Below are 11,804 nucleotides of genomic sequence, written 5' to 3'. Positions count from 1 at the left end.
TACTGCATAAACAAACTTGGGTTGGAATTCGACATATACATTAATTTTTGCTGAATTGTGCCGATATATAAAGTATAATAAATCCATATTACTTGGGACTTTTGGTATATGACTAAAGCACGATATAGGGGGAGACTGGACTTTAATGAAAGCAGAAGTAATTAATCCGTTTTTAGAATCTGCACGGACTGTTATAGAACAAGTGATTCAGGTCTCGCCTTCCACTGGGAATTTAGGCATTAAAGAAATTGAACTGATCGATAATCATATATGGATTCAAGTGGGAATGACTGGCCAGCTGAGCGGAAATATTATATTTGGTATCGCGGAGCAGGTAGCCTTGCGAATGGTATCGATTATGATGGGTGGCTATGTGATTACGGAGATGGATGAGATGGGTCAGAGTGCAATTTCAGAGCTTGGCAATATGATCAGTGGGAATGCTAGTACGATTCTTTATAATCAGGGAGTGTCAGTGGATATAAGCCCGCCTCAAATTATGAAGCTTGAGAGCATGTCTTTTTTGCCTCGCAGAGCACTTAGTATTCCATTGTTGATGGATGGGGTTGGAGAGATGGATATTCAGGTGATGATCTCTTAGGCAAGAGTTAGGAGCTGAAATACATTTTATGGTACTCAAAGATAAGGTTGTTGTGATTACTGGAGCGTCAAGCGGTATTGGTGCATTAACAGCACAAATGCTTAGTAAGCGGGGGGCAATTCCGATCCTAGTGGCACGTTCCGAAGCGAAGCTAAAAGAAACGGCGGCCGGAATTCCGGGCGTTTTTGGACTGTATACTTGCGATGTAACAGATGCCGAGGCTGTACAAGAGACCTTTGCTCAAATTTTGGCGACTTACGGCAGAATTGATATTCTGCTAAATAATGCTGGGTACGGTAAATTCGCCTCTTTTACAGAGATGGAGCCTCATGAGTTTGATGAGATGATGGATGTTAACTACATGGGGATTGTTCGCTGTACGAAGGCTGTTGTTCCACATATGCTAGAGCGGGGAAGCGGCCAAATCGTAAATGTGGCTTCTATGGCAGGAAAGATCGGCACAGCCAAATCTGTGGCCTACACAGCTACCAAACATGCTGTTCTCGGATTCACGAATGCACTCCGTCAGGAGCTGCGGAAGAGCGGAATTATCGTTTCGGCTGTGAACCCTGGCCCCATTGCGACTGATTTTTTCAAAATAGCTGACCCATCCGGCAATTATCAAAAGAGCGTAGCTCGGATGATGATGACACCAGAACATGTCTCTTCCAAGATCGTAAAGGTCATGGAAACCGGCAAAGAAGAGATTGATCTTCCGGGTCTAGCGGGGTTTGGTATTCGGCTTTATGGACTGTTTCCTCGTCTGGCGGACAAGCTTACTTATAACGCGATGAACAGAAAATAGAGCCTATTGTCAGCATTATTGGCCTTCCATTTGGTGGAGAGGCCTTTTTGGCATATAATGAAGATATTATCTCAAGCGAAAAGGATGAATTACACTTATGAATAAAGCTTCTTTTGCGGCTATCGGCATTCAAGAAGACCTAGTTACCCGATTGTCGGAATTCGGCATTAACGCCCCATCCCCGGTACAAGAGCAGACAATTCCACTTCTGCTGGAGGGAAGAGATGTTATTGCTGCTTCCCAGACTGGAACGGGTAAGACCTTGGCCTATCTGTTGCCCCTGCTTCAAACGATTAACCCGGAGCAGAAGGTGGTCCAAAAGCTGGTGCTTGCCCCTACACAGGAACTGGCGATGCAAATCTTACGCGAGGCAGAACGTTATGGTGAACACCGCGGGATTCGGGTGATGGGTCTCATTGGCGGAGCAGCTATCAAACGCCAGATCGACAAACTGCGTGAGCATCCACAGCTTGTTGTGGGAACGCCCGGCCGGATCCGGGAGCTGATCGGACTTCGCAAGCTGAAGATGCATGAAGTCAGCACGATTGTTCTTGATGAAGCGGATCAAATGTTCCAGTTAAGCGGGGCCGGTGAGGTAACGAAAATTGTTAGCAGTGCGCTGCGTTCACGCCAGCTCGTGATGCTGTCAGCAACGATTGGACCGGAGACGAAGGCCTTGGCTAATCGTGAAATGAAGAACCCGGCAGAAGTTGGCATCGCTCCTGGTGTAATGACGGCTGAGAGCTTGGAGCATCATTATGTTGTCGCTGAAGAACGTAACAAAATAGACATGCTGCGTCGAGTCATCCGTCATTACAATCCGGATAAAGCGATTGTGTTCGTGAATGCTACAGATGATATTGCAGAGGTTGAGGCTAAGCTGAACCATCTTGGACTAACCGCAGCGGCCCTTTACGGTGATGCTGATAAGGTAACACGTAGTAATGTATTGTCACGTTTCCGCGAGGGGAAATTCCGTGTACTTGTTGCCAGTGATGTAGCAGCCAGAGGACTGGATATTGAGAATTTGTCACTGGTAGTCAGTTTCGATCCTGCGTTTGATTCCGAGCATTATGTACACCGTGCGGGTCGTACGGGTCGGATGGGAAAACGCGGACTATCCGTAACGATTGTGACAGAGCAGCAGACCTTTATCATGCGTAAATTTGCCCGTGAGCTGGATATTGCCCTTGAAGAGCGGGAAATGGTCGGTGGCAAGGTGCTAGCAGCAGATGAAGCGCGCAACGCTTTGAGTAGTGGGCGGGGACGCAATGAGAACAGTGGACAACGCCGCGATGGAGCTTCTCCGCAGAGCAGCAGACCACAGGCACGAACATCTGGGAATGCAGTCGTGCAGTCGCCAGCAGCCGGAACAAGCCAGCAAGCTGCCAAAAGACTGGCTACGATTCATACAAACGAGGCAAGCGGAGAACCTCAGCGCGATTCTCAGCGTAGTGTGAATCCTTCCGCAGGTGCGCGTGGAGGTGCAACTCCTGCCCGGAGTAAACGCAGCAGCAATGCGGAACGTGAGAAGAACCGTAAGAATAAGGGAGCGCCAAAGTGGTTGAAAGACAAAACTCCGAGAGGTGACGGTCAATGAATAATTCTCCCGTATTGCAAATTACGGGCCTCAGTGGTGGATACAGCCTGAATAAGCCGGTGCTGCATGATATTGCTCTTCAGGTGCAGCCTGGCGAAATGGTTGGCTTGATTGGTTTAAATGGAGCAGGGAAAAGTACGACCATGAAGCATATTTTAGGATTGATGTCGCCCCATAAGGGCGATATTACAGTAAAGGGTAAGACCCGTGCTGAAGATCCAATCGGATATCACAATGCGTTAACTTTTGTACCTGAATCGCCTCTTCTATATGATGAAATGACGGTACGCGAGCATGTTGAATTTACAGCAAGAGCGTATGGGGTAGAACAAAGTGATTACGAAACCCGCACCTTACATTTAGCCAAGCTGTTCCATATGGAAGATAAGATGGACACGTTGTCGACTCATCTATCTAAAGGGATGAAGCAGAAGGTCATGATCATGTGTGCTTTCGTGGCACGTCCTGCGTTATATGTGATCGACGAGCCTTTTTTAGGGCTGGACCCGCTTGGGATACGCTCTCTGCTTGATTTCATGATGGATCTGAAAAAATCAGGCTCCTCTATTCTGCTAAGCTCTCATATTCTTTCTACCATTGAGAATTATTGCGACCGCTTTATAGTGCTGCATAAAGGTAAGGTGATTGCTCAGGGAACGCTGGCAGAAATAGCGGCAACCACTGGACTACAGGGGCTGACTTTGGAGCAGCTGTTCTACGAGCTGGTTCAAGGAGGGAAATAATATGGATTTGAAAGAGCTGCGGCGCACGCGGCGAGGTCGATTCATGGGAAGTATGCTTCCTTATGTGGGATATATCATTCAAAGCGGCGTAGCGATGGTCTTCCTCTTTGTGTTGATTGTCTTCTCAGCTTGGTATACATCGTTGTTACAGAATGTACCAGAAGGTATTCCCATCCGTTGGATTATGCTTGCAATACTACTGCCTGCGGCAGTACATAGCAGCTTCCGAACCTATTTGCAGACCCCGGATACAATCTTTCTATTGCCTCAAGGACACCGAATGAAGGAATATTTCGCACCTTCGTGGGTGAGTGGAAACGTATGGAAGATTATTCGATTGTTATTTGTACTCATTACGCTTTGGCCGTTGTACATACGTACAGATGACTCTCCTAAGCGGCTGTTATTTACAATATTGATTCTGATCGCTGTGAAGATAATCGCGAGTTACGGCTTATGGAAAGAGATAGCTATGCTGTCGCGTCCGATGGCTGGCATATTCACGTTCTTACGCTGGGCAGTAGGAGGATTAATTATAGCTGCTTGGTTGTGGCAGCCTGCTGGTAGAAGCCTGATATTTATGGCACTCTTAGCAGCAGCCTATCTGGTTGCATTGTCTGTGCCTGCACGTCACGCCGTGCCTTGGGAAAGACTAATCACCATGGAAAAGAATCAAGGTGGACGCGCGCTGATGGTTCTGGGGTGGTTCGTGGATGTACCAGGCCGTGAGCAGCGGGTGTATCCTCGACGATATCTTTCCAAATGGGGGGCTCGGCTGCCTTGGCGCAAGGATACGGCTTACCGCTATTTGCTGACCAAAAGCTTCGCCCGGGGAGATATCTTCGGAATCATTATGCGGATTTCGGTGCTGGCCTTGCTGCTGAATTGGTTGAACCGTGACAGTTATTTTGGCACCGCGATCTATTTGTTCTTCCTGTTCATTATTGGGGTGCAGTTGTCGGCACTTCGCAAATTGCATAGTGAATCTTTTTGGCTGACAGTGTATCCCTTTCCTGAAGGCAGTAAGGCGGATAACACAACACAATTCGTATTCCGCGCGCACTTGGTAGTGGCACTGATTCTTGGATTGCCTTTCTTAGCTTCTATTGGTGACCGACTACTGCCAGTGATCGGTACATTCGCAGCAGGTATTCTGGTATCCTTTTTGTTTAAGGCATACTTGTCCCGCAAAGCGGCACGGATAGCTGACGAAGATTTGTAAGGAATTCTTTCAAAATAAAAAGGCTTTCTCAAAAGTAGAGCATTCTACGGATGAGAGAGCCTTTTTTTTACGTATCAGAAAGTATATATTGGGGCTCCCGCATAGTACCTGAGTACGCATCGAAGCAAAGCCCAACTTAGTGGGGATATAATTGATGGGGAATGAGACGTACTACGGGAAATGGGAAAGAGCTCGAGGCTCTCTCCCCAAAATGTCATCTCTAGTTAGACAAAGAGTGAACGGCTGATGATTACCAGCAGGATAAAGAGAACCAGAATGGCGCCAGTGCTTGTGAATCCACCGCCACAACAACCGTTAAATCCGCCTCTTACTTCTTCGCTCATGTTCATTCCCCTTTCGGTGTGTGTTGTACTTGTGTACATCGTATTGTATGTGCGGAGAGAGAAGCATGTATAGGCCAATGCCGGAGGAGTCCAGAAAAAAATCAGCCCCGCAAAAGCGGAGCTGATTGTAGGGAATATGAAAGATGGGTTAAGCTTTTTCCAGATCACGCACGCCTGCGTATACAAGATCGAATAGATCTTCGAGCTGATCTTCTTCGATACAAGAGAAGGCAATACGCAGATCAGTTTCTCCGAGAGCGATAGTGCCCAGTCCGTAATTATGAATTAGGTGAAGCCGAAGGGCTTCAGCCGAAACGGTATGAAGCTTCAGACACATAAAGTATCCGGAGTTAAAAGGATAATATGTCCATACATCATCGCCGTATTTGCCGCTATCTAGCAGCGCCTTTACTTTATTCGCACGGCCTTTCATGATTTGGAACTTTCCATCCTTCTGTTCTTCGAATTGCGGTGATTTCAGTGCATCCAGTACAAAGGTCTGCGAAGGATGTGCACCGCTGGAAATGGTGGCGCGAATGATGCCTAATGTTTTTTGCTCCAAGGCAACCAGCAGATCCTTATCTTCCGAGGCATAAGTGATGAAGCCAACACGGAAGCCCCATACGTACTCCTCTTTAGTCGCTCCGTCAATCTTAATTGGAAGCACACGTGGGTGAATATTAGCTAATTTACCGAACAATGATTCCTTTAGTGAATCTTCAAAGAACAGTCCGAAGTAGGCGTCATCGCTTACGACAACCACGTTAATACCTTCTTCAGCCGCACGAAGGATAGCAGCGACGATTTCATCGCCTTCCTTCATCCCTGGAGTATATCCAGTAGGATTGTTAGGGAAGTTCAACAGAACGATCGCTTTTCCGCGTTCTTTTTGAGCCAGCAGCGCTTCTTCAAGACCCGCACTGTTAAAGGTCATTTCTTCTGTGAAAAGTGGATAGTTAACAGTCTCCCCATGACGGCGGATTCCGAAGGTCAGTTCATAGTTTTCCCAGTTCTTATCTGGATAGATAATTGCGTCGCCTGGCTCTGCGAAGAGGTCAGCCACAATGCTAAGCCCATGAGTCAGGGCATTGGTCACAACAGGATTACTGAAGGATTTTCCTTCAAGTGATGGGTTTTCACGTTGCATTTTTTCACGCCATACAGTACGTAGCTCAGGTTTACCTGCCGGTGGAGCATAGCTATACAGATCCTTAGGATTGTAAGCAGAGAGCTTATCCTGAATGATGCCGAGGTGCATAGGCACGCCGCCTTCGGTGGCAATCCCGATGGTTGCATTGTATTTCTTGGCGTGAGCACCTGCTTCAGCGGATTGGCTCAGAATGCCCTCCTTAGGGAAGTAAATTTCTTTGCCAAGCGTAGAGAGCATATCATACACATGTTCATTTCCTGCTTTGATGCTTTCGTTCAATTGTCCAGCTAGTGGATTCATCAGTTTCATCCTTCCAGGGTTCTTTGGGGATAACATACTGTTAACATTGCCTAACATTATATCACCGCGGCTTGCAACCGTCACTTGGAAAGATACGTTTTTTTAAAATTTAAAGAAGTATAAGTTTTACACTATACATAATGCCCATTTTTGTATGAGAATCAGGTCTATCTTATATATTATTCGGAGTGGTAGGGGCAGTATTTTTTCATCATTTCAATGGTTTCTGCATCCCGTGGATGATTTCTTTCAGACAGACCGGAGATGACTCCAGAACGTCCTTCTTCTTTTAAATTTTGCCCAAACTTAAACTTCGCAGTGATCTCATCGGGGGTAATACGTACAACGGCAACTCCCTTTAGACGGGAACGGTACCTAGGGTCTTCCGCATCAATGGGATCATAACCACCCTCGGGCTGAAGCTTATTCATAAATAAGGAGAGCACGGTGGCTTTTTCGCTAATGTCTTCGACAGGCTCGGCTGTGCCGTAGGCTGTAACACTTTTAAAATACGCGGTTGCTGGGCAGGCCATCTCTGGATCGCTAAAATAAGACGGAATCAGTGCATACTCATCCGCTACAGTAAAGCAGACCTTCTGTTGATTGCGGATCGCCTTCATTTTGCCACCAGCATGACTGCCGTGAAAATAGAAACACCCACCTGTATATACAAAATTCAGCGGAGTCACCCTCGGCAGCCCCTGTTCATCGCTTGTCCCGAGAAAACCGAAGCTCATTCCGTTTAGAAAAGAGACCAATTCTTCCTCCTGATCTACTTGAAATTCTTTTCTGCGCATAGGGATCACGTCCTTTTCTTAATAGTGTAGAGCGTTTGCTCCGATGTAGATGTTCTTTCAAGAATAGTAGAGTGGTTGACAATTAAAAAGTACCAATTAAGATTGTTTTTAATGGGCCACTTGCGGGCCAAGGAGGGAACAATGAATATCACGCTGGCATACGATCAATATCTAGCGATATACCGTTACAAATATCTAGCGCTATATCACGCGCTCCGCGCTGCAATATTGGAGGGAACTCTCCCAGGCAGCACTCAGCTTCCGTCTACACGAAGTCTGGCAATGCACTATGACATGTCGCGCGGGTCGGTCTCGCAGGTGTATGACATGTTGCTCGCTGATGGTTATGTAAGGACGGTGACTGGGCGGGGGACATTCGTATCGGAGGATAGCTTCTCTTCAGCTTCTGGTAATAATAAGGGTGAAAATAAGGCTTCGGAATCAGCGGCTGGAGTAAGCGGATTAACTGAGACAACAATCCCCCTATCAGCATGGGGCAGGAGACTGCTCGCGCGTCCGACACCCTTATATGAGCAAAGTAGCAAGCATGTTGTGAGCTTCCTGAGCAGTGGTATGCGGATGGAGCATTTTCCGTATTCCGAATGGCGCAGTGCGTTGTCTTATGCCGGAGGCAAAGAAGGCGGATTGTTGCAGAGCACTTGTCCGCCTCAAGGTGATGCAGGACTTCGGAAAGCTATTGCTGCGCATCTGCGGATTACCCGCGGAATTCGTGCGGATGCTGAGCATATCGTATTGTTTAGCGGTTCGATGCAAGGCATCGTTATATTGACCCAGCTGCTGCTGGATGCGGGAGGTTCGGCTGTCGTAGAGGACCCGGGTTTTCATGGGATTCGCCGAGCGGTAGAGATCACTGGAGGTCAATTGCTGAGTGGCAAGCTGGATGGAAGCGGGCTTATCCCGGAGGATTGGGATGCACGCTTGTTGTTTGTTACACCGAGTCGTCAATTTCCTACAGGCGTCGTGCTACCCTTGGAAAGACGGCGGACCTTATTGGAATGGGCTCAGCAGCATGATGCGCTTATTATTGAAGATGATTATGATAGTGAGTTTCGGTGGTCAGGACGTCCAATTGAGCCTTTAAAAGCGCTAGATCGCGGAGAACGAGTGGTGTATATTGGCTCCTTCTCGAACACGATGTTCTCTGGCCTTCGGCTTGGCTTTGCCGTGCTTCCTCCCTCTCTGGTGAAACCGACGATCGCCGCAAAGGGGCTGTATGAGCCCTCACCAGTAGGACTCCTGGAACAGCGTGCATTAGCGCGGTTTATGAATACTGGCGGTTATGGTCGTCATCTACGTCGGAAGACCCGTATTTACGGCGAGCGCGGCCGTATTCTTAGAGCTCTGCTGACAGAAAAGCTTAAAGAGCTGTTTGAGCTGCTACCCGGTGATGCGGGGCTGCAAGTATATGCACGGTGGCTACGCAGTCGCGAAGAATTCGTAGCATTCCGTTTGGCGGCGCGCAGGCGCGGTACAGATTTCAGAGATGCGGCGTTATATCAAGTTTCGCTGGGGGAACCAGCCGCATGTTTTGCTTTTGCCCATCTTAGTGCAGTGGAGCTGGAAGAAGGAGTAAAGCGCCTGCTTTTGGCATGGGAAGATGTACAAAGTGCAACATGACAAGGTATGATGGTGGGGATGGGAAGCAAAACGAAGTGAATGCTTACGAAGCAAGTTTTGCGAAGGAACTCAAAGTAGATTATGCTAACAAAACGAAGTGAACGCTTACGAAGCAAGTTTTGCGGAGTAACTCAAAGTAGATTATGCTAACAAAACGAAGTGAACGCTTACGAAGCAAGTTTTGCGAAGTAACTCAAAGTAGATTATGCTAACAAAACTTTTGGGAGGGAACGTTATGCTGCACGCATCGCCGTCCTCTTTTGTTATATTACCTGCCTTGGCGAAGATTGTGTGCGAACCAAGCTGGAAATGGCAAAAAAGAGAGAAGTCGCTACAAAATTATGATTTATTCTATGTATGGAGCGGGGAAGGGACGGTTATACGTAACGGGGAACCCTTCCAAGTGGGCAAGGGTAGCTGTTTCTTGTTCCGTCCGGGTGACCATACAAGCGCTACTCATAATCCGCAACGACCGCTTGTCCTTACATATATTCATTTTGATGTCACGGGAGAGGTGACGGAGATTCCGCTGCCCTATCGCGTACTTGCAGAAACGGTTGAATTTGAGCATCTGCTTGCTCGTTACGTTCGACTATTCTTAGTGGATACGTACGCGGCTGAGGAAGAAGGGCAGCTTGTTCTAAAACAACTAATGATTCATCTGCTTAGGGAGGACCGAGTGAAGCCTGTAGAACGTTATGCTAGCAACCATTTAACAGAGATTATTCACGAAATAGCGAACTATGTGAGCCAGCATCCCGGAATTCCGCATCGCGTAGAGGATCTTGCTGCACGTGCAGGGCTGTCACCGCGGTATTTTTCAATTAAGTTCAAGGAGCTTACCGGCTCATCCGTTCAATCTTATGTCATCCGTGCCCGGATTGAGCGTGCTCAGCATTTGCTGCTTTACGCAGGAATGAATGTGACTGAGGTAGCGGATGCTCTTGGATATCGTGATATTTTCTTTTTTAGCCGCCAGTTCAAGCAATACACCGGAAAAAGTCCATCCGAGATCCGCTGATTTCCATTCTTTGTTTCAGATATGTCATCCAAGGGTAAATACTTTGCAGTTTAGTTTACAGAGAATTTACATAACATCTTGGAAGGGGAGACACATAGGATGGTGATCAGACGCCGAATCTGCAACACTGATTGTAAAAGTGGAGGCGCAAGGATTTTTAGAAACCGTTTAAAACGATTAAAACAGTCGAGTGCTTTTGCCATAGATAGCTGGTTCTAAACTAAGCAAGCAGGTATATCAACGCTGGATATGACCAAAGACTTTAAATAACCGGGGCCAACAGGCTGCCGGTTTTTTTGGCAAACTGAAGGGTTAATCATCCTTAACGTTGTATTTTATACAATAGAATGAACTCCTTTGAGGGTAATTTTGCATTCTGTTGCACATCTTACAATCAAATGCAGGGGAAACACCGATTCTAAAGATTATCACGGTGATCTATTGCACGAAGTACAACGAAATCTTTTTACGAGTTAAAATAAGGATGATCTGTTGCGCATTCTGCAATTAAATCAACACCTCGCATCAGATGATGTTTCAAAAGTCCAATGTTGGCTAGTAGTCGATATTTATTTGAGTGAATGGGTTATTACTAAGGAGAGTATTATTCTTGTAATGCATCGTAAAAATCACACGTGACAGAGTTCTAGAGCTATAGGTGGGAGGAGAGAGAAAATGTACGAAATCGTGCTTATACGTCATGGTGAAAGCCAGTACAATGTGCAGAATTTGTTTACGGGCTGGAGTGACCCCGATTTAACCGAGAAGGGTATTCAAGAGGCCAAGGCTGCTGGCAAGCTATTGAAGGATGAAGGGTATACGTTTGATCTTGCTTTTGCCTCGGTACTCAAACGATCGATCAAAACACTTAACTATGTTCTTGATGAAATGGATTTGCTGTGGATTCCTGTGCAAAAGTCCTGGAAGCTAAACGAACGGCATTACGGCGCACTTCAGGGACTCAGTAAAAGTGAAACGGCGATAAAATACGGTGAAGAACAATTGCATCTCTGGAGACGCAGTTTATCGGTTCGGCCCCCTCTGCTGGAGCTGGATGATCCCCGGTATGCCAGAAACGATATTCGCTACAGCAGTGCTCGCCCGGAAGATATCCCGCGTGGCGAGAGTCTGGAGGATACTGTTCATCGTGTGGGCGATTTCTGGAGAAACCGCATTGTCCCCCTTGTGCGTAAAAAGGAAAGAGTGCTTATTTCAGCTCACGGAAATACGCTGCGAGCGTTGATCAAATTTATGGAGGATATTGATGAGGCAGCACTGCTGGAGCTCAATATTCCTACCGGTGTGCCCCTCGTGTACAAACTGGATGAGGACATTAATCCAATCAGCCGCTTTTATTTAGGTGATCCGGAACAGGTGGCAGCCAAGGCACGGGATGTTGCTAAGCAGGGACATGTGTAAATAGGGATTAAGGGACAGCCGCGGGGCTGTCCTTTTGTTTTTCCTTTTGCGACGGTTTGCTTGGATCTTGTTGTCTTTGTGATATATGAGTATATTCAATAAATCTATGAGGATTTTCTATGTTAGGATGATAATTCTGATGATAGTATTCAATGTGAGTTCAA

At 46.9% G+C, this 11,804-nt stretch carries 11 protein-coding genes; 8 read left to right on the top strand and 3 right to left on the bottom strand.

Annotated elements, in window-relative coordinates; all coding sequences use genetic code 11:
- Window positions 1–145 precede the first annotated feature (145 nt).
- The 5 genes from R50345_RS24815 (at window position 146) to R50345_RS24795 (ending at window position 4,971) form a co-directional block, all read left to right on the top strand.
- Complete coding sequence (locus R50345_RS24815) at window positions 146–601, top strand: chemotaxis protein CheX (RefSeq protein ID WP_042130872.1); 456 nt, start codon at window positions 146–148, stop codon at window positions 599–601.
- Window positions 602–629: 28 nt separating this feature from the next.
- Window positions 630–1,406: an SDR family NAD(P)-dependent oxidoreductase gene (locus R50345_RS24810; protein WP_042130871.1), complete on the top strand. Its 777-nt coding sequence runs from the start codon at window positions 630–632 to the stop codon at window positions 1,404–1,406.
- A gap of 97 nt (window positions 1,407–1,503) precedes the next feature.
- Complete coding sequence (locus R50345_RS24805) at window positions 1,504–3,006, top strand: DEAD/DEAH box helicase (protein ID WP_042130870.1); 1,503 nt, start codon at window positions 1,504–1,506, stop codon at window positions 3,004–3,006.
- Window positions 3,003–3,749, top strand: coding sequence for an ABC transporter ATP-binding protein (locus R50345_RS24800; protein WP_042130869.1), 747 nt, complete (start codon window positions 3,003–3,005; stop codon window positions 3,747–3,749). The genes R50345_RS24805 and R50345_RS24800 overlap by 4 nt, the downstream gene beginning before the upstream one ends.
- Before the next feature lies 1 nt (window position 3,750).
- On the top strand, window positions 3,751–4,971 hold the full coding sequence (locus tag R50345_RS24795; RefSeq protein ID WP_042130868.1) for an ABC transporter permease: 1,221 nt from the start codon (window positions 3,751–3,753) through the stop codon (window positions 4,969–4,971).
- A gap of 224 nt (window positions 4,972–5,195) precedes the next feature.
- Here the strand turns inward: R50345_RS24795 and R50345_RS32085 are convergent, their stop codons facing one another.
- From R50345_RS32085 to R50345_RS24785, 3 genes are all read right to left on the bottom strand, one after another.
- Entirely contained in the window at window positions 5,196–5,315 is a 120-nt protein-coding gene (locus R50345_RS32085; protein WP_212567871.1) for a YjcZ family sporulation protein, read from the bottom strand.
- 148 nt (window positions 5,316–5,463) lie between these two features.
- Window positions 5,464–6,765 (bottom strand): aminotransferase class I/II-fold pyridoxal phosphate-dependent enzyme, encoded by a 1,302-nt coding sequence (locus tag R50345_RS24790; RefSeq protein WP_042130867.1) that lies wholly within the window; start codon window positions 6,763–6,765, stop codon window positions 5,464–5,466.
- Between the two features lie 179 nt (window positions 6,766–6,944).
- Entirely contained in the window at window positions 6,945–7,562 is a 618-nt protein-coding gene (locus R50345_RS24785) for a pyridoxamine 5'-phosphate oxidase family protein (RefSeq protein WP_042130866.1), read from the bottom strand.
- Between the two features lie 141 nt (window positions 7,563–7,703).
- Between R50345_RS24785 and pdxR the strand changes: the two genes are divergently transcribed.
- The 3 genes from pdxR (at window position 7,704) to gpmA (ending at window position 11,640) form a co-directional block, all read left to right on the top strand.
- On the top strand, window positions 7,704–9,200 hold the full coding sequence (gene pdxR, locus R50345_RS24780) for a MocR-like pyridoxine biosynthesis transcription factor PdxR (RefSeq protein WP_042130865.1): 1,497 nt from the start codon (window positions 7,704–7,706) through the stop codon (window positions 9,198–9,200).
- Between the two features lie 235 nt (window positions 9,201–9,435).
- The gene (locus R50345_RS24775) at window positions 9,436–10,221 is read left to right on the top strand and encodes a helix-turn-helix domain-containing protein (RefSeq protein ID WP_042130864.1); all 786 of its coding nucleotides are present in this window, start codon (window positions 9,436–9,438) and stop codon (window positions 10,219–10,221) included.
- A gap of 675 nt (window positions 10,222–10,896) precedes the next feature.
- Window positions 10,897–11,640 (top strand): 2,3-diphosphoglycerate-dependent phosphoglycerate mutase, encoded by a 744-nt coding sequence (gene gpmA, locus R50345_RS24770; protein WP_042130863.1) that lies wholly within the window; start codon window positions 10,897–10,899, stop codon window positions 11,638–11,640.
- Window positions 11,641–11,804 lie beyond the last annotated feature (164 nt).

The sequence above is a fragment of the Paenibacillus sp. FSL R5-0345 genome (assembly GCF_000758585.1).
Taxonomy (GTDB): Bacteria; Bacillota; Bacilli; order Paenibacillales; family Paenibacillaceae; genus Paenibacillus_AQ.
Note: the sequence above shows the minus strand (reverse complement) of the source record. Positions and strands in the feature narration are given on the sequence as shown.